Raw genomic sequence first — 26,045 nt, forward strand, 5'->3', positions numbered from 1 at the left:
GAACTTACAAAACTTATAAACCTTACAAAACTTACAGAATTTATAAAACTTATCCAAATCAACGAGAAGGAAACATCATGACAACATACTTTTTCGACCAACTCGCTAATAATCCGCACGCACTCGTGTTTGCCGGTCAGTCAACTCCGTGGGTTGAAGCTTTGCGCGAGCTTGATTCAGACGAAGAATTAAACGCAGAACTTCACGAGTACGAAGCAGGCGCAAAAGCTTTGCTATCGCCAATTTATTCTGAGCTTTTAGCAAATGCAGGCGGCGACATAAACGTGTTTGACGCGCTAGAAAATAAGCATATTAACGCTGCAAACGCGCTTCTTAGTGTGCCTGGAATTACGCTTGCACAGTTCGGTGCAGTGCGCGACTTAACAAATCTTGGATACAACTTTGAAGTAAACAAGCCGTGCGCAATTTTGGGTCATTCTCAAGGCGTAATCGCAGCAGAAATGGTAAAAGCTCGCATAAAAGCAAAGTCTTGGCAGAAAGCTCGCGCGCAAATCGAAGAATTACTTGCAATTGCCTACTTAATTGGAGCTGCAGGAGATCGTGAATCTCGAATGCTTGAAATTACTGGTGACGGCGAGCACACGCCAATGCTGTCACTTAAAGGAGTTACTAAAAAGCAGGCAGAAGCGTTAATTTCACGCGTAGAGCGCACGCGCGGTGAAGTGTCAATTGCTGTTAAAAACGCTTACAATCACGTGGTTATTGCAGGATACCCGGAAGATATGGAAGCTGTTGCAAACGAAGCGCAAAAAGAAACAAAACGTTCGAAAAAATTGCGCGAAATGAAAGTTCGCGGTGGAGCTGTATTTGCGCCAGTTGCTGAATATTTGGATGTTACAGTTCCATTCCATTCGCCAATGCTTCAATCTGCAGTTGAGCAGGTAGTAGAGTGGGCAAATGAGGCTGGTTTAAACACTACAGTTGCTCGCGAATTGGCGGATGCAGTGCTTGTAACTCCTGTTGATTGGGCTACGCAAATTGGTGAAGTTTTGGAGCAAAACGACGCGCGCTCGCTTTGGATTTTAGACATGGGTCCTAGCGAAGTGCTCGGAAAGCTTACTGGAGTGCTTGTGCAAGGAACCAGTGCTGGAATAGTAGAGGCTGCTACCTTGCGCTCTCGCGCTGAGCTTTCAACAGCTGACTCTGCTTCTGAGCCAGAGCGTATGGGCTGCTGGGCTGATTTTGCTCCTCGAGTAATCGACACGCCTGCAGGACGCAAAGTGCTTACCAAATTTAGCAAGCTTACAGGCAAAGCTCCTGTGCTTCTTGCAGGAATGACACCAACGACAGTAGAGCCGGAAATCGTTGCTGCAGCAGCAAATGCAGGCTACTGGGCTGAGCTTGCTGGCGGCGGTCAAGTAACTGCAGAAGTTTTCGATCGTCATATGAAGTCGCTTGAAAATCAGCTTCGCGAAGGCGCAACTATCGAATTTAACGCCATGTTTATGGATCGCTACCTGTGGAATTTGCAATTTGGTTCGAAGCGAATCGTGCCAAAAAAGAGGCAGTCGGGAGCTCCTATTGATGGTGTAGTTATTTCTGCTGGCATTCCAGAACTTGACGAAGCCAAGGAATTAGTAGCATCTTTACAAGCTGATGGATTCCCTTACGTAACGTTTAAGCCTGGAACAGTTGACCAAATTCGTCAAGTTGTGCGAATTGCTAAGGCTGTTGCTCCAGCCACGATTATTGTACAGGTTGAGGGCGGTGCTGCAGGTGGTCACCATTCGTGGGAATCTCTTGACGATTTGCTTATGACAACTTACGCGCAAGTGCGCGAATGCGAAAATTTGGTGCTTGTTGCAGGCGGTGGTATTGGCACTCCTGAGCGTGCTGCAGACTACATTTCTGGCGAATGGGCGAATGAATACGGTTTGCCAAATATGCCAGTTGATGCTGTAATGATTGGCACAGCTGCAATGACAGCAAAAGAAGCGCATACAAGCCCTGAAGTAAAGCGTATGCTTGTGGAAACTCCGGGTATTGCGATGCCGAAATCTTCCAGCATTGAAGGTTTTGATGAGGATCCGTTCGCACCTTTGGGTGAGCGTTGGGTGCCTTCTGGCAAAGTGATTGGCGGTGTGACGAGTGGTTTAAGCCATTTGCACGCAGATATTTACGAGTTAGAAAACGCTTCTGCTCGCTGCGGTCGATTGCTCGTTCATATGATGAAACATCCTGAAGAGCTTGAAGTGCGTCGCGATGAAGTAATCGAAGCACTTAACTCTACTGCAAAACCATATTTTGGTGACGTAGAAAGCATGACTTACGCACAATTTGCTCAACGTTTCCTAGATTTGGCATACCCTTGGGTGGATCCGACTTACGTAGATCGCTACATGCATTTGTTGCAGCGTATTGAAGCGCGTTTAATTAATCAAGATTCAGGCGAATTTACTTCTATTCTGCCTTCTATCGAAGAAGTTTCTAAGCACCCTCAAGCTGCTTTATATACGCTGATTGACGCGTTGCCTCAAGCTCGCGAGATGAACGTTGTGCCAATGGATGCCTCTTGGTTCCCAACTTTGGTGCGCGAATATCCTAAGCCAATGCCATTCGTGCCAGTTATTGACAACGATTTGTTGCGTTGGTGGGGTCAAGATCAGCTTTGGCAGTCGGAAGATTCGCGTTACTCAGCAGACGCTGTGCGCGTAATTCCAGGACCGATTTCCGTGGCTGGAATTACGACTATGGATGAGCCGATTGCCGATATTCTGGGACGTTTTGAAGCAGCTATGCTCAATCGTGCAGAATTTGGCTCGGAAACTGGAGTAGAAGCAGAAAATAAGGAAAATGCTGCAAGCAAGTCTTCAAAATCTGCTTTTAGTCAGATTGCTGATGCTAAAAACGTTGAAGCTTACGTGCGCGCATGCCCGAATATTTCTTGGGTTGGTCATGTAACTGCAAACCCTGCTTACGGAACGTCTTTAGGAGACGAAAATTACGTAATTACAGTAACTTCTAGTAATAATGACGTAATTTCGCTTGATTTAGATATTAAGCTAGATACATTCTGGGATAATCAAGAAAATCAGGAAGCACAGAATGCTGCTAAACACTCTACAAAAAACGCTGCAAACTCGCTAAAACGCAAGCACGCGGTACGAGATATTGTAATTCCGCTAACTGTTGATGCAAGTCAAGCTGGAAGCATACCAGTAGTTGACCGCGAGCGCTTGCCAAAGCACGTGTACGAAATGCTTGCAGCAACCGCAGGTATTGGAAATACAGCGATTACTGGCGATGTGCTTGATGCTATGCCTAAGGTTGAAACAGTAAAAGAAGATGGCAGTTTGGCAAAATTGCCGGAAGATTTGCTTGCAGAAGGTTATAGAGATTTCCCATTTGGATTGGTTCATTCTTCCTATACTTTCTCGAGAAATCTTGGAATTGACCACGAGTCTGCTACTGCTGGAAGACTTCCAGATGGATTGCTTGCTTCTCGCATTGTGCCAGACGCGTTAGTAGGCCCTGCTTGGCCAACTATTTACTCGGCTTTGGGTTCCGTAATGGTTGATGGTTACCCGATTATTGAGGGTCTGCTTAACGCTGTTCACCTAGATCATTTAGTAGAGCTTGACGTCGATGCCGAAGATTTCCGCAAGTATGTTGATAAGCGAATTAATTTACTAGGCTGGGCTGAGCCGTATGCAGAATCCGCTTCTGGACGCGTGGTAACTATTCACGTAGTGCATACTGCAGCTGACGGCACGCGACTTGCTCACGAAACTGAGCGTTTTGCTATTCGTGGACGAAGCTTCAGCAACGCGCTTCCTGCTCCAGCTGCGCAATATGGCGAAGCTGCAGGATTGCACGGATACGAAATTGAAGACACGCCTCGCAGAGCTTTGCGCAGAGTAGTAGTTCGCGCTCCTCACGATATGACCGCTTTTGCGCGTACTTCTGGAGATTTCAACCCAATCCACACTTCTAAGCGAGGTGCTGCAATTTCTGGGCTTTCTGCTCCTTTGGTACACGGTATGTGGCTTTCTGCAACAGCTCAACATGTGGCTCAAGCAGTTGATGAAAAAGGTGCTCGCTACGAGCTTATTGGCTGGTCATACAACATGTACGGCATGGTTCAACTTGATGACGAAGTAGAAATCACAGTTGAGCGCGTTGGAAAAGTTCGTCGCGGCGGACTTGCTTTGGAAGTTACGTGCAGAGTTGATGGGCAAATCGTGTCTAAAGCAAGCGCGCTTACTCGCGCTCCACGTGCAGCATTCGTATACCCAGGTCAGGGTATCCAAAAACAAGGAATGTCGCTGGATGAGCGCGCAAAGTCGCCTGCTGTGCGCGATACTTGGGAGCGAGCAGACAAGCTTACTCGCGAAAAGCTTGGATTCTCAATCCTCGCAGTCGTGCGCGATAATCCAAAGGAGCTTACTGCTCACGGCGTAACTTATCACCATCCTGAAGGATTGCTTAATTTAACACAATTTACGCAAGTTGCGCTCGCAACAGTTGCCTTTGCGCAAACCGCGCGTTTGCGTGAAGCAGGATGCGATATTTGGCCTGCTTACTTTGCAGGACACTCGCTTGGAGAATACAATGCTTTGAGCTCCTTCGCGCAAATTATTCCACTCGAAACTGTGCTTGAATTGGTGTTCCACCGCGGATCTACAATGCATCACTTGATTGAACGCGATGCGCAAGGTCGCTCGAACTACCGCATGGGTGCGCTTCGACCAAACCAGTTTGGAGTGTCAGACGAAGGTGTGAACGCTTACGTTAATGGCATTTCCAAGGCTACTGGCGAATTCTTGCAAATTGTAAACTACAACTTGGCAGGTCAGCAGTACGCAATTGCTGGAACTATTAAAGGCTTGAAGGCATTGGCTGCAGACGCTTCTAAGCGCGCTAAGGAGTATGGTGGTAAGCCTCCATTCATGTTTGTTCCAGGAATTGACGTGCCGTTCCACTCTCGAATTCTTCGAAAGGGTGTGCCGGAATTCCGCGACAAGCTCGATTCGCTGCTGCCGAAGCATATTGATTACTCTGTGCTTGTAGACCGTTACATTCCAAACCTCGTGGCTTGCCCGTTTGAGCTTACGCGAGAATTTGCACAAAAGATTTTGGATGTTGTGCCATCTGAGCGCATTGAAGCAGCTTTGGAAGATGAAACTACGTGGAAATCTTATGCAGAGGATGAGCAGAAGCTCGGTAGATTGCTTCTTACGGAGCTTCTTTCATGGCAGTTCGCTTCTCCAGTTCGTTGGATTGAAACGCAGGCTCTTATGTTTGCCGATCGCGCTCGCGGCGGTCTTGGCGTTGAAGAGTACGTTGAAGTTGGTTTAGGAAACGCGCCAACTTTGGCAAATCTTGGCGCTAAAACTCTTGCTTTGCCGGAGTTTAGTGGCGAAAAAGTGACTGTTTACAACGTTGGTCGTGACGAAGGTCGCGTTTATATGACTGACACGGATTCGCTTGTGCCTGAAGTGTTTACTGAGGAAGATAGTCAAGAAGTAAGTAGCACTGCTGATGCAGCTGCTGCTCCTGCAGCTCCTGCCGCAAATGTTGTCTCTGCTGCTCCTGCGGCTGCTCCTTCTGCTCAAGTTGCTAACGCAGCAGCAAGCGGACCTGTAGCAGACTTGCCATTCAAAGCATCCGACGCAATCTCAATGCTGATTGCGTATAGTGCAAAAATCCGTCTTGACCAAATCGGCGACACTGACACAACTGATACGCTTACAAACGGCGTATCTTCGCGCAGAAACCAGCTTCTTATGGATATTAGTTCCGAGCTTGGCGTGGCTAGCGTGGACGGTGCTGCAGAAGCTCCAATGAGTGCGCTTAAAAAGTTAGTTGATTCGGTTGCTCCGCGCTATAAGGCTTTTGGTGCAGTGCTTTCCGATATTGTGCGCGAACGTTTGCGTGCACTTTTCGGTGCAGCAGGTGTGAAGCCAGCGCAAATTGACAAGCGTATTTCGGAAGTCTGGCAGCTTGGCGAAGGCTGGCGTGCGCACGTGCTTGCGGCTTTGGTTTTGCAAACGCGTGAAGGTGTTAGCGTGCGCGGTGAAAATCTTGCGCAACTTTCAACTGATCCTGCAAAGAATACTGCTGCAGCTGACGCTTTAATCGACGCAGCAATTGCGCAAGTTGCACAAGCTCACGGCGTTAGCGTTTCTCGGCCTGGCGCTGCTGGCGCAGCCGGTGGTGCTGTTGTTGATTCTGCAGCTCTTGACGCTTTTGCGCAGCAAGTTGTTGGCGCAGACGGCGTACTTGCTGCAACTGCTAAGTTTGTGCTAGCAAAGCTTGGTGTTGAAGCTCCTAAAGCAGAAACTGAAAGTGACGAAAATGCTGCTGTTGTAGCTGCTGTTGAAGCAGAATTAGGTGCGGATTGGCCAAAGCAAGTGGCTCCTCGATTTGATGAGCGAAAAGCGATTCTTTTCGACGACCGCTGGGCTTCGGCTCGCGAAGACGTTGCTCGCTTGTACTACAAGTATGCCGGAAAGAATGTTGATATTCAGGTAAATGAAGTTTCTGAAATCTTAAATGATTTTGGTAGTTTCCTCGGTGCCGGGGAAGCAGTAGCTTCGGAAGCTGAGTGGTTTGCAAGTCTTTCTAAATCTCGCGAATTAAACAATCTTGCAACAATATTTAATGGTATTGCTCGCGATTCTCGCACTAAACTTGCACAAAACAACGCCGATACTGCTCAAGCAACTCGTTTTGCAGGAGAAGTTGCAGTAGTTACAGGCGTTGCTCCTAACTCGATTGCTGCTCGCGTAGTAACGGGTTTGCTTAAGGGTGGAGCTACGGTTATTGCAACTTCGCACAGTTTCAAGCCGAGCGTTAAGTCTTGGGCGAAGAAAGCGTATCGCGAAAACGCTCAAATGGGCGCAAAGTTGTGGCTTGTGCCAGCAAACTTGTCTAGTTATCGCGATGTCGATGCGCTTGTAAAGTGGGTTGGCACGGTTTCAAAGAAAGTAAGTGGCGCAACTACTACTATTTTGAAGCCTGCTTATGAGCCGAGCATGTTCTTCCCGTTTGCAGCTCCTCCAGTTCACGGTACTTTGTCTGATTCTGGTTCGCTTTTTGAATCGCAATCGCGCTTAATGCTGTGGGGAGTGGAGCGTGCAATCGCTGGATTTGCGCAGATTGGAGCAGATACAGATGTACAACATCGTATGCACGTTGTGTTACCTGGCTCTCCAAACCGCGGTATGTTCGGCGGCGACGGTGCTTACGGCGAAGTCAAGAGTGCTTTCGACGCGATTGTGAACCGTGCGCATGCGGAAAGCGTGTGGTCGGATCGCGTGACTTTCGCGCATCCTAAGATTGGATGGGTGCGTGGAACCGGCTTAATGGGCGGAAATGATCCGCTTGTGGCTGTAGTTGAGCGTCACGGATTAACTACCTACTCTACGCAAGAAATGGCAGATCGTTTGCTCGATTTGTGCACGAAGGAAGCGCGAGAGCAGGCAGCAATTGCGCCTTTGGATGTTGATTTTACGGGCGGATTAGGCAAGGAGCCTCTTGATTTGAACGCGCTTCGTGCAGAAGCGTTGGAAGATCAGAAGCGTGCTGAAGTTGCGGAAGAAGCGGTGGAAGCTGTAGAAGAAGCTGCAGAATCTTCTGCTAAATCAACCAACAAAGCACTTCCAACTCCTTACGTGCCAACTCAGCCGCGAGTCAACTTGGCTGATTGGAAGAACGTAACAGCGCGTCCAGAAGACGAAATTGTGATCGTCTCCGTTGGCGAGCTTGGACCATGGGGTTCCGGACGTACTCGTTTCGAAGCAGAACTTGGAATTCGTGAAGACGGTTCCGTGGAGCTTTCTGCAGGAGCAGTACTGGAATTGGCTTGGAATATGGGCTTGCTTACTTGGCAGGATTCGCCAAAGCCAGGCTGGTATGATGCGGACGGCACGCTTGTTCCAGAAGAAGATATTGCAGAGAAATATCGCGATGAAGTAGTAGCACGTTCCGGTATTCGACCATTCGAAACCGGTATGGGCGGCGATTACAAGGATGGAGCAAACGAAGAAGAAGCAGAAATCTTCCTTGATCACGACGTGAGTTTCAGCGTTCCAACAGAAACAATTGCGCGCGAATACGTGGCACTTGACGAATCGCATACTGAGATTGCTCGCGATGCAGAATCTGGCGAATGGACTGTTACGCGCAAGGCAGGTTCTATGATTCGCGTGCCGCGTAGGGCTGCAATGACCAGAACCGTCGGTGGACAATTCCCTAAGGGCTTCGATCCGCTGAAGTGGGGTATTCCAGCTTCAATGGTTGGAAGTGTTGACACGATTGCGCTGTGGAATATTGTCACAACTGTAGACGCTTATATTTCTGCTGGTTTCACGCCTTCGGAGATTTTGCAATCTGTGCATCCGTCAATGGTTGCTTCCACGCAAGGAACCGGTTTCGGCGGCATGAGTTCAATGCGAAAACTGTATTTGGATCGCTTCCTTAACCACGAAATTCCTACGGACGTATTGCAAGAGGCGCTTCCAAACGTTGTTGCAGCTCACGTAATGCAAACCTATATCGGCGGCTACGGAAATATGGTTCAGCCGGTGTCTGCATGCGCAACTGCAGCGGTTTCGCTCGAAGAAGGCGTCGACAAGATTGCTCTCGGCAAAGCTGACTTCGTAGTAACTGGCGCAATTGACGATATCGGTGTGGAATCCGTAGTTGGCTTCGGCAATATGAACGCAACTGCCAATAGCGAAGAAATGTATGCGAAGGGCATCAATCCACGATTCTTCTCTCGCGCAAACGATCGCAGACGTGGAGGCTTCCTTGAAGCACAAGGCGGCGGTACGATTTTGGTTACGCGCGGCGATATTGCTTTGAAGCTTGGCTTGCCTGTTGCTGGTGTGGTTGGTTTCATTCACTCCTACGCTGATGGCATTCACACTTCTATTCCTGCTCCGGGCTTGGGTGCTTTGGCTGCGGGCATGGGTGGAGCTAAGTCTAAGCTCGTGCGTGATTTGGCAGCTCTCGGCGTTACTCCGGACGATATTGCTGTGGTTTCTAAGCATGATACGTCTACGAATGCAAACGATCCGAACGAATCTGAGCTGCACAATACTCTTGCGCACGCAATCGGACGCACGGACGGAAATCCGCTGTTCGTAATCAGCCAAAAGACGCTGACTGGACATGCAAAGGGCGGCGCGTGCATCTTCCAAATCAACGGTTTGACTCAACTGTTTAGAAGTGGCGTAATCCCTGGAAACGCATCACTTGACTGCGTGGATCCTAAGCTTGCGCGCGACGACCACATGGTTTGGTTGCGTGAGCCGATGCGCATTGGCGATGGTGCAGGTTCTTGTGCAGTGAAGGCTGCTCTCGCAACTTCGCTCGGCTTCGGTCATGTTAGCGGATTTGTGGCATTGGTTCATCCTGGTGCTTTTGAAGCTGCTGTAGCTGCTAGCGCAGGTGTTAATGTGCTTAAGAATTGGCGTACCAAGGCGAATGCGCGTTTGGCTGCGGGCCAGAGGCGATTTGAGGAAGGCATGATGGGTCGATCTGTACTGTTCGAGCCTGTTGAGAATCGTCACTTGCTGAAGGATGGCACGCGCCTTCCGGATGGCACTCGCTACGATGGTCACGAAGCAGAAAAGGCGATGTTACTTAATCCTGAAGCTCGCCTTAATGCGAACGGATACTACTGCTGAGTCGCTGCTTTAGCTGCTAATGTATCGATGCTTAATTGCGGATGTATTGACGCATTGAAATAAGTGCGAAACCAGAGCGGAAACATTTGCTGTGAATATTCCCGGCATTTGTTTTCGCTCTGGCTTTATTTGACCACATTTGCAGGAAAAATGTAAGGCGATTGGAGTTGCGTTAACAATCACGTAAGTAGCTCTGTAGTTCAGTATGCCATATTTAGTACGTGTAGCATTGCGTATGTCGCCTGATATTACTTAATGTCAAGTACGCTGTCATTATCGCAGTGGTGTGCTATCTCGCTACCAGTACCCAGATCATTTAATGGCATCTATGTATCGCACCTATACCTCTGTAGTCTATGTCTCTATAGTCTATGCCTCTATGGCCTATAGCTCTACAGATTTACTACAGATATAACAATGCTCCGTGGTTGAAGAGTTGTCGTAAATTTTGCGAACCCTTTTATCACGGAGCATATGTATATTATTTATTCAATTTTAATATTTGTTGCAACACCAACGTTTAGTCGCGCTTCTTCCTGCGAATAATGACTGCGAGTGCAGCACCTATTGCGGCTGCGAGTGCAGCAACAGCGCCTGCTGCAGCAATTGCAGAGCCTGTATTGGTTAACTTTGATTGCGCAACCTGGCCGGAGGAGTGACGTGCAGGAGACTTAGGAGCTTGTAACTGAGTGTTATTGCTCTTATTCCTGTTGTTTTCACTGTTGCCAGTGTGTTCATCAGAATCATGAGAACCAGATTCATGTTCTGGGGTTGGAGCAGGGGTCGGTGCAGGTGTTGGTTCTGGTTTCTTGGTTGGGTTGTTTCCGACTTTACCGTTTGCCGTGTTGGATGGTTGACCATTCTTCTTGGCTTGCGCGGTAATCGTACTACCATCCTTGATTTGGGTTGCAGGGATGGTGACTTTACCAGTCTTAGGATCAACAGTCACGCCGGTTGGAGTGTTACCGTTAATAGTCCAGTTACCATTCTTATCTTTCTTCACGGTAATTGTTACAGGAGTCGTTGTATCGCCTTCTGGAGTATACGTGATTTCGAGAGTATCAGCGTCTGCTGGTGGGGTAACAGTTGCGGAACCTTGCTCAACACCATCTTGTGGCGTGAGTATAGTCGGCTCACCCGCAGGCGTTGGTGTTGGTTCTGGTGCAGGCTTCTCCTCTTCGCCAACTTTAGCAGTTACCACTTCTGACTTGCTCTTGCCAGTCTTATCGCTACTGTCTTCTGATTGCGCAGTAATAGTGCTACCGTGCTTAATCTTGTCTGCTGGAATCGTAACAACGCCAGTTTGCGGATCAACGGTTACGCCTTCTGGAGCGTCTCCGTCAATCTTCCACTCATGCTTGTCGCCTTCAGCAACAACAGTAATCGTTGCGGTTGTTTCACTGCCTTCTGGAGTGTAAGTAACTACAACCTTGTTCACGCGCGTATCCGTGAGATCAGGCGTCACGCTAGCGCCACCCTCGGCTGGAGTGTCAATCTTTGGCTTAGTTATATTTCCGCTGACAGTAATATTTACGCTATCGCCTGTCTTTGCACCATCACCCTTACCGTTGGTTGGTGTGAGGGTGACGATGGCACCAGGCTTTTGCTTGTCGATAGTAATAGTGAAGTCGCCATGAGCATCTGCAGTACCAGTTCCGATTTGCTTTCCATCTTTGTCGGTAACAGTTACTGTTGCGCCCGGAAGAGTCTTTCCAGTGATGATTTGTTTAGTAGAATCATCTGGATTGTCTTTTAGCGTTTGCTCACTAATCTGTGGAGTCTTAAAGCCAGTTACAGCAGTAGCAGGATCAGATGGTTTGTCCGTCTTGTTCTTAGATACTGCAGTAATAGTGCTGCCGTCTTCCAAATTCTTTGTTGGAATAGTAACAACGCCAGTATCTGGATTAACGATTACGCCTTCTGGAGCGTCTCCGTCAATCTTCCACTTACCATCGTTATCCTTCTTAGCAATAATTGTGCGAACTGGCTGTTCTGGACCATTGATTGAATTTGGCTTAGCATTGATTTCAATTTTCACAACCGTTGTGTCATCAGTTGGCGGAGTTACAGTTACGTTTCCGTCGTTCTTCTGGTTGTCGGTTGGTACCGTAATCGTTGGCTTTTGTGGCTTAGCTGTGACGGTTACAGTAGTTGCGTCACCATCAACTCCACCCTTGCTTGGAACAAGCTTGAGTGTTGTGCCAGGATCCTTCTTATCGATTTCGATAGTGAAGTTTCCGTCTTTGTTGGCATCTCCAGTACCAACAGTATTACCGCCATTGTCTTTGACAGTTACTGTGTTTCCTGGCTGAGTTTTACCAGTAATAGTTGTCTTATCAGACTTATCTGGTGTGTTTTCTGCTTTGCTACCATTAATAAATGGCTTGTTTTGTGCCACAACGTTTACTGTTACTGGTACATTCACAGGTGCGATACCTGGAATATTTACAACAACAGTGCCAGTTTGCTCACCAGTGTTAGAGGTTGATGGTGTACCGTTTATGTCGGTTGACCACTTGAATGTGGTTCCGGTAGGTAACTCACCATTATTGGCAATCATGTCTTTTGGATCCGGCAAATTGCCATTTTGTGGCACGCTTACCTTCTTGCCAACTGGATTTGGCACAACGAGCACGTTGACTGGAATGTCAATATCTGGCTCGCCTGGCACCTTAACGGTCACAACGCCTGGTTGGTTGCCAGTCTTTGAGGTATCAGGCTTCTTCTTCCAAGAAATACTAGCATCCTTAGGTAGATCCTTATGATTCTTAATAACATCCTCTGGCTTAGGGGTAGTGTCAGTTGTGTCACCATTCTTCTTTTGCAACACAGTTACGTCGTTTGCAACAGGTGCTGGTGTCACAGTAATTGTTACTGGCACTTCTTGAGGTGCTTGCCCTGGAATCTTGACAATCACTGTTCCACTAGCAGTGCCTGGCTTGTCGGTCTTTGGAGCAGCATCTTTCTTCCACTCGAATGTGGTTCCCTTAGGGAGTTTGTTGTTGTTATCAATGCTGTTCTTAGGATCAGGATTGCTGTTCTGTGGGACGGTGGTTTCCTTCGCGATAGGCACAGGGTTTACGTTCACTGTTACAGGAACATCAATCGTATAACCAGACTTGCCATTTACGCCTGGAATGGTGACTTTTACTTTACCGCCTGTCTTTTCTCCAACGGTATCTGTAGTTGGTTTGTCACTGTCTTCCCACTCGAACGTAGTGCCATTAGGGAACTTACTCTTATCGCTAGAATCCTTAATAGCATCTTTAGCTTCTGGCAGTGTGCCATTTTGTGGAACGTTCACAACATTCGCTTCTGGCTTTGGCAAAACGTTCACTGTTACAGGCACTTCTACAGGGGATTGACCTGGGAGGGTAACAATAATCTTGCCATTCTTTGCGCCAGGATTGTTAGTATCTGGTTTATCTTCAGGTTTCCACTCGAACGTAGTGCCATTAGGGAACTTACTAGTATCGTGAGAATCCTTAATAACATCCTTAGCTTCTGGCAAATCCTTGCCCTGTGGCACGTTGACTTCAGATGCACTTGGGTCAACAACGTTAACCTTTACTTCAACTTCTTGAGGAGTATCAGATCCAGGAATAGTAATCTTTACTTTGCCTTTTACGCTGTTACCTTCCTTAGATGTGTCTGGTTTTCCGTTGTTATCCCACTCGAACTTAGTGCCATTAGGGAACTTATCCTTATTGACAATGCTGTCCTCTGGCTTAGGCTCCACGCCCTTTGGCACAGTCACAACTTTAGCTGTAGCAGTTGGAGCCTTGATAGTTACAGGCACGTTGATAACAGTTGTTGATCCATCCGGATACGTAACTGTTACAGGCACTTCAAACTTGCCAGCCTTATCTCCATTAGGGATCTTAGACTTATCGCCATCAGCAATAGAGTAAGTTGGCTTATTTGTTTCGTTCGTTGGCCAGGTAGGAACACTTACTTTGCCGATAATTTCGTCGTTCGAAGGCTTTTGACCATTATCTTTTTCAAGATTATCTGCCTTAGGTGGGTAAAGTTCAGACTGCTTGTTGCTAATAGTTACTGGAACATCAACAATGTCAGTCGTGCCATCTGGGTAGGTGACTTTAACCTTAACGTTTACGGTTTTAGGAGTCTTACCATCTGGCAAAGTCTGGTTAGGATCGTTCAACTCAATCTTTAGCTGACTCTTGTCTGCTTCTGGCCAATGAGGAACAGTTACACTGCCTGTTACGTCAACAGGGTTTACAGGAGTGCCATACGGCTTAACAACAGGCTTTGCTGTTGGCTCGAAAGTATCCGACTGCTTGTTCTTAATAGTCACATCAACAGTAACTTTATCAACAGTTTTGTCAGGATATTGAACATCTACATTTACATGATAGGTGCCAGGTGTATTGCCGTCTGGAATATCCTTATCGGTGCTTGTGATAGTGACTGTTGGCTGTTTCTTTGAATCTTTTGGCCAATCAGGAACAGTTACAGCCTTCTTAACAGCTTCCTTGGTCTTGTCTCTGCTGGTGCCATACGGCTCTTCCACAGGGTCAACTGCAGGAGTGTTCGCAGTGGCATCGGTATCTGTAACTACTACAGGCACTTGCACAACAGTGCTGGAACCATCTGGGTAGGTGACCTTAACGGGTACGTTAGTTGTGCCAGTCTTATCTGTAGTTGGAAGAGGAGCCTTTGAATCTACAAGTTCTACTGTTGTTTTGTTCTTATCTGGAGTTTTACCATCAACCGTAGGAATCTTTACAGCATTCTTAATGTCATCAGCAGTAGGTGCTTCCGCTCCGCGCTTCTTGTTGATAGCTTCTGCACTTGGCTTGTAGGTCTCGTTATCTGGATTGCCAACTGTTACAGGAACTTCCACGTGATCCTCAGAACCGTCAGGATACTTAACAGTAACCTTAACGTTTACGGTTCCAGGAGTCTTAGTGTCGATAGATGTTTGATCTTTATCAACAGTAATTGTTGTACCAGTTGGTGGTTTGTTGTTATCGTCAAACTTGACTTTAGCAATGATGTCATCATCAGAAGGTTTGGTTTTACCATATCCAACGTTGATCCCATCAGGCTTATTTGGCTCATACTTCTTATTCTGAGGCTCGCCAACCTTAACGGTTACCGTTGCATGGCTCTTAGAGCCATCCTTATATGTAATGGTTACAGGAATATTGAAATCGCCAGGCTGAGTGCCATCTGGAACAGTCTTAGCCTCGTCATCAATAGCAATACTTGCACCATCTGGAAGCTTTGTAAGCTCTGCAGTTTCGCCATTCTTCTTTAGCTTAATGCCATTACCAGTGCCAATATCAGTAATCTTGCTGGATATATCATTATTCTTCGTCTTACTGTAGTCAACCTTAATCGTTTGACCTTCTGGCGTATAAGTTTCGCTTTGTGGATTCAGCACCTTAACAGTTACTGTTGCAACGTCACTAGATCCATCCGAATACGTAACCTTAACTTGTACTTGGCTCTCGCCAGGTTTATCGGTGCTTGGAACGGAACTGTTGTTTACGATAGTTACCGTTGGCTTATTTTTATCGTCGGGTTTTGTTGTACTTTTCCACTTAAGACCGTTGTTGTCACCAAAGGACGTAACCTTTTTCTTCAATTCTTCCGCACTAGAGTGCCAAGACACTTCAATTGTTTTGCCTTCAGGCTCAAAATCGTTTGAATCTTTCTGAATTTTTACAGGAACTTCCACTTTTTCTGTTGACTTATCTGGGTAATGAATTGTTACAGGAATAGTGTAATTTCCATTCTTAGTAGGAATATTGCCAACATCAAATGTTATGCCGTCTTTTTTGATTGGCGTATTTGGATTGTCATATTTTGTTATGGTAATCGCGTTGGTAATTGCGTTGTTATCCTTAGGATTATCGACTTGCTTGGCAGTGGCATTGTGTTCTTCAGCATCCGTGTATACGGAAATCTGAACCTTTATCTTGGACGTATTGCCAGCTTCGTCTTTAACAACAAGATCACGAGACCACTTGTTTGCATCAGGATTCGTATTATTAGCGCGATTAGCAGTACCTGTAATAGTAATTTTTGCAGGCTTTTCCGCAGAATTCTTATCTTTATCAGTGATACTAATCTTGCTGCCAGTTATTTCCTTAGGCAAAGCCGAACCAAATTCCGCACTCTTAATCTTTCCGCTGTTGTCATAAGCGTTGATATCAATGCTGAACTGCTTGCCCTTATGCACCTTGAACTGGTAGTATTCAGGTGTTTTATCGGTATCTGCTCTCTTTGCCTTATTGGTACTAGGTGTGTTAATAACAGGCGCAATATTGTCCTTAACGGTAACGGTTGTAGTAACGTCTTTAGTTGAGCCATCCTTAAATGTTATGCGAACTTTAGCATCTTTCTGCTCGCCAGGCTTATTCCAATCAGGCTCCTTAATCCAAGAGTAAGTAGCGTCGCTAGGTAGTTTCTTTAGATCATCTGCATTAATACCGCTCTTAGGATCTGGATGCTTTGTGCCGTCGCTCATGTTGTACGTCACAGGATTGTTTTTAACTTCACCATATTTCTCGGACTGTGTTTTAACAATAAACTTCACAGTAACTTCAGTAGTATTGCCCGAAGGATCCACCGCCATTAAGGTACGTGTATATGTGATAGGCTCAGTGTTGAGCGGAGTAGTGCCATCAAGCATCAAAGTCTTAGGATCTGTATCTGTGCCAGTTCCAGTAGGAGCTTTTTCTGTCTCGCCTGGAGTTTTAGGCGTTAAAGTAAGAGTTGTAACGTTGCCACTGTTGTCTGTTGAAGTAATCTTAATATCGTTCTTATCGCCGCGGTACGTAGTTATAGTGAATACTTGTGCGTGTTTTGGACCATCTGGATATGTGCCATTAATGGTGTTATATGTACCACCTTCGTCCTTTTGCTGAATCGCAACTTTAGGACTTTCGTTATCCCTAACAGTTACCTTAACGTCAACAGTTTCAACGCGTGGGTGATTTTTGTCGTTAGTAGGAATAGTTACAATAACGTTTCCATGCTTTTCTTTGCCAACAGTGGAAGTGTCCGGTTTGCCATTCTTTGCCCAAGCAAACGTAGTTCCTTTTGGAAGCTTACGACTATTGGCAATAGCTTTCTTTGCATCTTTGTCGTCTAGCTGGTGACCTAAGTCAACAGTAATATTCTTTGACTTAATGTCTTCTTTTTTCTCCACTTTTACAGCCACAGTTTTTTCTACTTTGTTACCAGCAGCATCAGTTGCGGAGAACGTAAGAGTATAAGTGCCAACTTCTTCAGGCTTAAAGCCGGAGAAGCTGTACGTAAACTCTTTTTCTGTATTAGTATTCTTCGTGTAGGCAGTTTTTGCACGAGACATGTTAGCAATAATTTTATTGAAATCAGTTCCAGAAAATGCTGTAGTTGCTGTTGCTGTGTCAATAGACTCAATCTTTACATCATCTTTTGCAATAAGATTAATCTTAAGATCTTCGCCAACTTTTACTGTAACGCTATTAGGACCAGTAAGTGTTGGAGCAGTATTGTCTTTACTAGCGTTTTTAGCGTCGCTTTCTTCAGAACTTACGGAATCTGCAGTAGTAGTTACTGCAGTAATATTTCCTTCAGGAATGCCGTTAGCAACTGTAATCGTAACTTTGCCATCGTTGCCAACTTTTCCAGTTCCAATTTGATTGCCCTTGCTATCTTTAAGCGTTACAGTGCTTCCAGCTGTGCCAGGACCAGCATCAACTACAACTTCCTTGCCCTTTACGCCTGCAACACCAGTCAAATCAGTCTCAATTGTAGGTTTCTTAGGCTTAACTGTAAAAGTAACCTTTTCTTCCGCAGTACTGCCGTCGTTAAACGTGACTTTAGCAGTGTAAGTTTTCTTTCCGGCAACATCTGTGGAAGGTTCGCCATTAACCCACTCTGCGCTCTTGATTTTCTTATTTTTAACTTCGTTATCTGTTAAGCCGAGATATTTCTTAGCGTCAACCTTGTTTCCTGTTTTAGTAAGAGTGTCGCCAACATTTACTTTAACTTCGTGATCTTTCAGCTCGCTCTTGTGTTGCAAAGCGAGTGGTTTCCTAATGTTTACAGGAATCGTAACAACATGATATGAATTGTCGGAGTATACAACTTTTGCAGATGCGTTGTTTTGGAGAGTATCTTTTCCATTAAAGTATTCTTTTGGAATGTTGGTTTGTGGGAAGTCATTAAAAACAAGCTTACCGCCGCCCTTAATGCCAGTAACGTGAGGTTTTAAATCATCTTCAGTAAGCTTATGCCCCCAATCAACAGTAATTGGTGTAGCAGTTGGTTCTTTGTACTTCTGGTTCAGGTTCTTAAGATGTACTGTAACTTTCTTTTCTACTTTGTTTCCAGAAGCGTCGGTTGCAGAGACAGTAACCGTGTAGTCAGTATTTGCTGGCGTATTGCCGTTCTTATATTCAAACTTAATTCTACTAACAACATGGTTGTGATGCTTAGCTTCAGTTGCTTCCATGCCATTACTGTTTTCAGTGACATCGCCCTTACCGTTAGGAAGACCGTTAACTGAGAAGCTATTAACCTTTCCGCTGTCATCTGATGTGCCGAAAGTGATTGTAGGAATATCTCCCTGATATACGGTTATGCTGTTGTTGTCTTTATCGCCAATCTCCTTGCCGTTCAAATACAGCTTTGGAGGGATTTTATCGCTTTTTGTGCGCTTAAGATTTGGTTCACTCCAGCGCTCGCGACCAGAAATAAATGTATATGCGGAGTTAGTAGTAGTTCCATAACTACTCGTATTTGCTAATGTATAAGCATCTTGAATGTCCTCAAGAGTGACTCCTTGACGTAATTTTACTTTGCAATGCATGTGTACTGCGTAGTTGACGTTTGTGGTTCTTAAACCAATGCCATAACTGTACTTACTGTAAACACCTTTCAGTGTTGTAGCATTGCTAATGACTCCGTCGCCTGCATTGTTGTGGAAAGTAGCATTCAAATCTTGTCTGTTGCTGGCTCCCATACGTATACCTAAGGTATACAAATAGATAGAACCATTGTGATCATTATCTCTTCCTAAGAAACCAGTAACAAATGATTTACTATTATCTTTTTCGAACAAGCTAATGTCGCGTGAAAGAACAGCATTTGTCATTTGTGGATTAGCTTGATTGCGTTTATAGAAATCAAAGGAAACATTGCTTAATGTGTCACCTTTGTAAGAACCGTTACTATTTAAATCTGCAATTGCATAAGGAATCTGCCACATATATTGGTGTTGTGTAGAATGGGTGACCATAGATTTACCATCGTTGTTAAAGAACACATCGAAGACTAGGTATTGGTCGTTTCCGTTCTTTTCAAGATGTGCGTACATATCCGATTTCTTGGTGGTGTTATCGTATTCACCTAAATCGGCTGTTGAACCAGTGTTTCCATTGCTGTTAGCAAAGCGATACCTCTGGAACTCAAGAATATTTGGCGTGTGCAACCAAGGAGTAGTAGTGTCTGCGCTACGCACTTCTTGCGCAAAAGCTGCCGTAGTTGGAGGAAGAAGAATATTAGAGGATGCGAGGATTGGCTGACCGCCTAAGCAAGTGGCGGCAGTAAGAACTGTGGCAAGTGTGCTCAATGACACCTTGCGCATGGTAGCAGACGCGGAAGTTGCGTTCGTTTTTGCTGCGTAATATGCGCATGTGTTTGCAAATGCGCTCGTAGCTTTTTTGCTAGAGAGCTTTTTGCGAGTGTTATTTGCCATAGTATTCCCCTTGTTTTGGTTTTAACTTTTACTTCTATGAGTGCGTTTTATTCTAAACTTATGTCCATTTTTTCTATACTTATTCGTTATTTTTTCATAACGAATACTGGCATAAATATTTATGCGCATACACATAATTCATAATATTATACAGTATTTTATTAAAGTTTATATAATTTTTTTATTGTTAGATATATAACAACTTTAAAATTTTCTGCCGGGGGGGGGGGTGCTCTATGTATAAAATATTGTCATAACGACGAATTATTTAAAATTATCTAAAAGTTTATCGTTTTATAGTAATTTATTCGTATATGAATTAATCACGCTTGTAGCGTTTCTTGTGCACATGCTTAAGCAATTTGTCGCGTGCGTAATTTTCTGGTGTTTGTTGCGGTTTTGTAGTTTTGGAAAACATTTGCCGGTGACTTTTTCGGCGTTTGCTACTGCAGTAAAAGCGCGTAAGTGATTGTTGATTTAAATATATTTTATACAAGATTTTATATAGTGTTTTTGAGTAGAACATAAAAAGTAGGTATGTGTGTTAAAAGTAGGTGCGTATGATTGCAGGAATAGGGCACGACTTGGTAAACGTTGCGCAGTTTGCTGAACAGATGCAGGATGGCAATGGTTGGCGTGCGCTGTTTTCTGTGCGAGAGCTTCGACAATGTGATCTTCGTGCGCAAGTGAAGAATGATGAGAGAGCTTTACATATTGCAGCACGCTGGGCTGGCAAAGAAGCTGTGATTAAAGCGTGGTCCGAGGCGTTATGCACAATAAATAACCCTTATCCATATACTCTGGATAACATGCCATGGGCGAGTATTGAGATTCTTAACGATTCCCATGGTTGCCCACGCATTATTCTCAGCTCAGATGTGCATTCGCAACTTGTAAAATCGCTTTTCAGTGCGTCCAGCGAGTGTGTAGATAGTAGTGAGCACATAGATAATATTCGTTGGCATATTTCGCTTAGTCATGACGGATTATTAGACGATAATTCAGCTTTTGCATCAGCTGTTGTAATGCTTGAAGTCTTATAAGAAAAGCTACATTATAAGAAAAATATGTTTTGTGCACTTGTGTCGATGTCACAAGCATCTGTATACTTGAACGAGTCGATATTTGTGCGTGAATATTTCGTGCAAATATGGTGCGTAATTGCGGACGTAGCTCAATGGTAGAGTCTCAGTCTTCCAAACTGATTACGCGGGTCCGATTCCCGTCGTCCGCTCCATTTTTTATTTTTGCTTTACGTTTTGCAATTTTCTTTTTAATGGTTTATTTATTTCAGTTTTTTGTGAAAATCACATGTTTTGCATATTATTTTCACATTTTCATTGAATTTATGCTTGCTATTAGGGTGCTATTGCTATGGTAATAGCGGAGAGACACGTAAAAAACATGTCTGGAGGACTCGTGGGACAGATTATCGTACGTGTATTAGCTGGATTAGTGTCGGCTGCTACTGCTTTCACTATGAATGTCGTTGCGCCGCAAAAATCTTCATCGATTGAACATGTGCATGCAAATGTGCGTGCTAATGTGCATACCAATGTGCATACCAAAAGTGTTGTTAAGCCTATTATTCAATCACATTCTGGCACTGTGTATCAAAGCTCGTTTATTGATAATGAGTATGGTGCGCATTGGAGTGATGCTGATGGCACTACGGCTTTTATTGATGGAAATGATGATGTGTTCGTTAATAACGCTAAGGCGGTTATTGATGTTTCTGAGCATCAAAAAGAAATTGATTGGGAAGCTGTAAAATCTTCTGGCGTAGATGGTGCGATTATTCGTATTAGCTACGGTTGGGATAACGGTTACGATAAGCAAGCTTTGCGCAATATTAGCGAATGTAAGCGTCTTGGTATTCCGTTTGGTATTTACATGTACTCTTATGCTGAAAAAGCTGAAGATGGTGCCGCTGAGGGTGCCGATATTGTGAAGCTTTTGAAGGGTGCTGGAGTAAGCCCTGACGATTTAACGTATCCTGTTTATTACGATTTGGAAAAGTGGAGCTGGAGTGGTCATAAACCACCAACATCACCATACGTTTACCAGGATATTGTTGCTTCCTGGTGGAATCAGTTAGTTTCTGCAGGCTACCATAAGCTCGGCGTTTACTCTTATGCAAATTATTTGAGAGGACCATTAAATTCTCAGTATATTCACGAGCGTACAAGCTGGGTTGCTAGCTACGGTTCTCGCGTAGGCTTCCCTATTTCTACAGCATTGCGCGGATGGCAGTACACTTCCGACGGCAGCGTTGACGGAATTGATGGTCGCGTCGATTTGAACGCATTCGGCATGGCTGGTGGCGGCGAAATCAATGGTGTTTCTGAGTTTGGTAATACGATTACCAACACCAGTGCGAATTCTTCGCAAGATGTTGGAGACGGCTGGAAAGTAAGCAAGAAGGCAAATCGCCGTGATCTGTGGACCAACGGAGATAAAAGCTTTATTCTTCAGTACGAATTGCGCGACTCCTACTACGGTCACGGTGGCTACGCTCGCCTTGGTGCTCCTGTTGCGCAAGAGGAGAATATGGGTGCTGGCTGGTGGCGTCAGCGTTGCCAGCACGGCGATGTGTTTACGCAGGGTCGAGATAAGAAGTATGTAATCCAGTACGAATTGCGTGACTCCTACTACAAGCATGGCGGATTCACTCGTCTAGGCGCTCCTATTTCCGACGAGGAAAACTTGGGCGCAGGCTGGTGGCGTCAGCACTGCCAGCACGGCGATGTGTTTACGCAAGGCCGAGATAAGAAGTATGTAATCCAGTACGAATTGCGCGACTCCTACTATAAGCACGGAAGCTATTCGCGACTTGGCGCTCCTATTTCCGACGAGGAAAACTTGGGCGCAGGCTGGTGGCGTCAGCACTGCCAGCACGGCGACGTCTGGACGCATGGCAGAGACATTAAGTACGTGATTCAGTTTGAGTTACGCGACTCTTACCAAGGACATCGTGGTGCTGCTTGGCTTGGTGCTCCTGTTGCCGAAGAGGAAAACATGGGCGGTGGCTGGTGGCGTCAGCGTTGTCAGAATGGTGATGTTTGGACGCATGGTAAGGATAAGAAGTTTGTTATCATGTTTGCTCTTCGTGATTCTTACTATAGGCATCGCGGTGCTGGTTGGCTTGGTGCTCCTGTTGCTGATGAGGAGAATTTGGGTGCTGGCTGGTGGCGTCAGCGTTGCCAGAATGGTGATGTTTGGACGCATGGCACAGACAAGAAGTTCGTTATCATGTTCAATCTTCGCAAGGATTATTATGCGCGCGGTGACTTTAAGAAGGTCGGCGCGCCTATTGAAGATGAACACAATGATGGCAATGGCTTATGGCATCAAAAGTGCCAGAATGTTGTGTTAGAAGCCCACTGATAGCATTTGGCTCCATGCAATAAAAGCATCTGGATTCGTGTATTGTATTTCATTCGCAGCTTCTGTGTGATTTGCAAATACAAGCAAGAATCCTAATACTATCGTTAATGTAGTGCATGCAACGATTAGAGTTTGAGTAGACATTTGGTTCCTATTCAATTCGATATTGTTGCATGCATTTTCTTTATCTAATTGCAACTGCGCATCTTGATTAGCTGAGCAATTTCTTCTAGCAAAACCAATAGATGCAATAATCATAAGAATTATTATTGAATCGCAATAATAACGGTAAAGGCTGCCGCCTAAGCAGTAGTTTACGTAGATTAACATAATCGAGAATGTTATTCCGCTTAAGCACATTATGTATTCGATTTTTTGCATGTACTTGCGTCTTATTAAGAAAATGCCCCAAATAAGTGGTATTGATAGCAGACCAAATGTCATGTGATTAAAGAAACTATTTCCATAATCCGAAATGTTTGAGCTGTTTATTGTAATATACGGGAATTCCGTATCTATGCTTGGTGGCTTTATAAAGAAGTTTATTAACAAGTCTTTGATTTTTAGAGGGTCAAATGCTATACGATTAAATCGCAAGTCAAAATTTGTTAATTGTTCTTTGTTACCAAAGTTAAAGAATGAACCAAAACGCAAGTAGTTATATACTAAGATTCCGGCAAACCCAGCTATTGCAGGAGTTAGGAAGCTTAAAGCTGCAGATACTTTATTTACTACGCTTCTGGAGTTGTTAAGCAGTAAAGCAATAAACAGTGGAGCTATAAACGCAACTGTGGAAATGCAAGAATTTGGTCTACAACCGCATTGCAAAGCTAAGCTTAATCCAGCTAAAGCAAATAGGGCGTATTGTGCAACGCTGTTTTTAAGTCTTACAGCTTTTAGTGATGCATACACAAATAGTGTTCCAAATAGCATTGCGCTTACCATAGGCATGTAGTAAATCGATGCAGATGCTTGCAGATAAAAAACAAGGCACCCAAATGGTAAGGCTGCTCCTATAAGCAGCATTGAGCAGTAGTTTATTCGTATTTCAAAGAATGTTATTATTTCTTTCCACAATGCAAATAATGCTGGTATTGTAATTGCTGCAAATAATGTTGTTACCATTATTGCACTCGGCATCCAAGCTGGGAACAAAGCGTTAAACGGCAAATAAGTTAAAATAAACGGTACTATTCCAAAGTAGCAATAATATTTGCCATTATGCAGCACAACATCCCATATTGCAGGAGTTCCCTCGCGCACTAATTGCATTCTTTTGCCAATGCTAAATGGGTTTGTTGAATGCAATAAGCCATTTGGTGGGTCTTGTAGCAAAGATAGCGATCCTTGTTTCCAGGCTTTTAACTGCTCTGTATATGGGTTTCCGTCTATAAAATCGTATTTATCGTAGGAGAGTGGAACGCGTATTCGATTATAAGTGTTTAATCGGAGCCAAATATACAGTGAGAATCCGGTTACTATTGCGCACAAAGCCCAAAAAATTATGGTTTGAGCTCGATCTCCTTGAATATAGGCTATTTTGTGCCATTTTTTCTTACGTATAGTTATAATCGCGGATCCAAAAACGAATAATATAGCCCATTTTCCATAGTTTATGTGCAACTTGTATTTTGGATTAATTGTTATATTTTTAACAACGATTCCGTTTGGCGTTTCATTAAAGTGTAATTTTATTTTGTTTAGTTTTCCGTGACTTTCTAAACGTACTTTAGTCGTATTAAATTTTCCTGTTGTTATTTTAAATTGGCTAGCTAAAGCGTATCCAGGAGCTACACCAAAGTCTTCTAATTCTACGCTTCCAGTTACGTAATAAACTGGTTTTGTTTGTTGTAGCGAAATCTCTAATGTTTTGCTGTACGTGTTTAAGTTTGTGAATTCTACATCTGCGCCATTTTTAGATATATGTACGCCGTCATTTTTGTATTTTGCATATATTTCATCACGGCTTGCGTTTGTAGAGTCTTCTGCTTGTTCAGCTTTTACTTCTTTTACTGTGCTTAAATTTATGCTTTGTGTTTTAAATCCTAATTCGGATGCTTGAAATAAGTTACTAAAAAACATTAGTGTTATTAGTCCGCTTATAACAAAGCACACTATATATGGCAAATAAGTTTTTAGTTTAAGATTGTTTTTTATGACGGCTCGCACAGGTTGCTACTTTCTATTTCTTTTTATGTAATCAAAAAGGTTTACTTGTTCTATAAAACGTTTGCGCTCATTTTTGGCTAAAATCTCAAGAATAATTCCGGAAATAAAGAATAGTAATCCTGTAATAATTAGCATTACAGCACCAATTAGAGTAGGGAAGCGTGTTACTAGGTGTGTGCGCCAAAATTCTATGAATGGAAGCATGCATGCTCCTACTCCGCACAGTGTTATTATTACGCCAAGTGTTCCAAAGAAAGGCATTGGTTTGTATTCGCGAATCATGTGAAAAATGGTTGAAAGCACTCGAATACCGTCTCCAACTGTGTCTAGCTTGCTAACTGATCCTTCTGGACGGTCACGATACTGAATTGGCATTTCGTACAGTTTTATATTGTTGTTGAGTGAATGAATAGTCATTTCTGTTTCAACTTCAAATCCGCGCGAAAGTACAGGATAAGTCTTTACGAATGAAAAAGAAAAAGCGCGATAGCCTGTCATAATATCAGTTACTTTTGCGTGGAAAAGCGTGTTGATTGCGCCTCTAACTAAACGATTTCCAAAATTGTGGAATGGTCGCTTATTCTCTTGGAAATACGTAGAACTTAGACGGTCGCCAATAACCATGTCGTAGCCTTCAATAACTTTGGCGACCATGTTTGGTGCCGCTTCAGCGGGATATGTGTCGTCGCCGTCTGCCATTACGTAAACATCTGCGTCTATGTCTTGGAACATTGCACGAATCACATTGCCTTTGCCTTGTCTAGGTTCTTTGCGAACTACAGCACCTGCTTCTTTGGCTATTTTTGCAGTATTGTCCGTTGAGTTGTTGTCGTACACGTATATCGTTGCTTCTGGAAGTGCCGCCTTAAAGTCTTTAACAACTTTTTCAATGGTGATTGCCTCGTTATAGCACGGCAGCAGCACTGCGACAGAAGTCATAATATGTCCCTTCATAATGGCGAATGGTGCGCATGGAATGAGCAGTAATGTTCTTATACTATGTGCATATCACTGTTATCTTACCTATTGTTGTGGATTGTAGTGCAACAATCTATTTGCGTTTATGTGGCAGTGTGCAGTACTGTGCGTAGTACTTGCGCATATAGTCTGCTATA

6 protein-coding genes and 1 tRNA gene are annotated in these 26,045 nt (G+C 44.5%); 4 read left to right on the forward strand and 3 right to left on the reverse strand.

What is annotated here, in order from left to right:
- The first annotated feature begins 77 nt into the window (after positions 1-77).
- Positions 78-9,656 carry a fatty acid synthase subunit beta domain-containing protein gene (locus HXT59_RS02780; protein WP_421784041.1) on the forward strand — a complete coding sequence of 3,193 codons (9,579 nt, stop codon included), beginning with the start codon at positions 78-80 and terminating at the stop codon, positions 9,654-9,656.
- A gap of 520 nt (positions 9,657-10,176) precedes the next feature.
- Here HXT59_RS02780 and HXT59_RS02785 read toward each other — a convergent pair.
- The gene (locus HXT59_RS02785; RefSeq protein ID WP_421784043.1) at positions 10,177-19,374 is read right to left on the reverse strand and encodes a Rib/alpha-like domain-containing protein; all 9,198 of its coding nucleotides are present in this window, start codon (positions 19,372-19,374) and stop codon (positions 10,177-10,179) included.
- 560 nt (positions 19,375-19,934) lie between these two features.
- Here HXT59_RS02785 and HXT59_RS02790 point away from each other — a divergent pair.
- The 3 genes from HXT59_RS02790 (at position 19,935) to HXT59_RS02800 (ending at position 22,761) form a co-directional block, all read left to right on the forward strand.
- Entirely contained in the window at positions 19,935-20,417 is a 483-nt protein-coding gene (locus tag HXT59_RS02790; RefSeq protein ID WP_004109204.1) for a holo-ACP synthase, read from the forward strand.
- A 120-nt stretch (positions 20,418-20,537) separates the two neighbouring features.
- Positions 20,538-20,611, forward strand: a tRNA-Gly gene (locus tag HXT59_RS02795).
- Positions 20,612-20,748: 137 nt separating this feature from the next.
- Entirely contained in the window at positions 20,749-22,761 is a 2,013-nt protein-coding gene (locus HXT59_RS02800) for a GH25 family lysozyme (protein ID WP_415693096.1), read from the forward strand.
- Here the strand turns inward: HXT59_RS02800 and HXT59_RS02805 are convergent.
- Complete coding sequence (locus tag HXT59_RS02805) at positions 22,747-24,843, reverse strand: hypothetical protein (protein ID WP_415693095.1); 2,097 nt, start codon at positions 24,841-24,843, stop codon at positions 22,747-22,749. The two genes, HXT59_RS02800 and HXT59_RS02805, sit on opposite strands and share 15 nt — an antisense overlap.
- Before the next feature lie 93 nt (positions 24,844-24,936).
- On the reverse strand, positions 24,937-25,869 hold the full coding sequence (locus HXT59_RS02810; protein ID WP_012914461.1) for a glycosyltransferase family 2 protein: 933 nt from the start codon (positions 25,867-25,869) through the stop codon (positions 24,937-24,939).
- Positions 25,870-26,045: the final 176 nt, after the last annotated feature.

This window comes from Gardnerella sp. KA01001 (genome assembly GCF_049244025.1).
In the GTDB taxonomy this organism is placed as follows: Bacteria; Actinomycetota; Actinomycetes; order Actinomycetales; family Bifidobacteriaceae; genus Bifidobacterium; species Bifidobacterium swidsinskii.

Coding starts and splice junctions, on each gene's coding strand:
- HXT59_RS02780 (WP_421784041.1), top strand. CDS start 78: ATGACAACATACTTTTTCGACCAACTCGCTAATAATCCGCACGCACTC.
- HXT59_RS02785 (WP_421784043.1), bottom strand. CDS start 19,374: ATGGCAAATAACACTCGCAAAAAGCTCTCTAGCAAAAAAGCTACGAGC.
- HXT59_RS02790 (WP_004109204.1), top strand. CDS start 19,935: ATGATTGCAGGAATAGGGCACGACTTGGTAAACGTTGCGCAGTTTGCT.
- HXT59_RS02800 (WP_415693096.1), top strand. CDS start 20,749: ATGGTAATAGCGGAGAGACACGTAAAAAACATGTCTGGAGGACTCGTG.
- HXT59_RS02805 (WP_415693095.1), bottom strand. CDS start 24,843: ATGTTTTTTAGTAACTTATTTCAAGCATCCGAATTAGGATTTAAAACA.
- HXT59_RS02810 (WP_012914461.1), bottom strand. CDS start 25,869: ATGACTTCTGTCGCAGTGCTGCTGCCGTGCTATAACGAGGCAATCACC.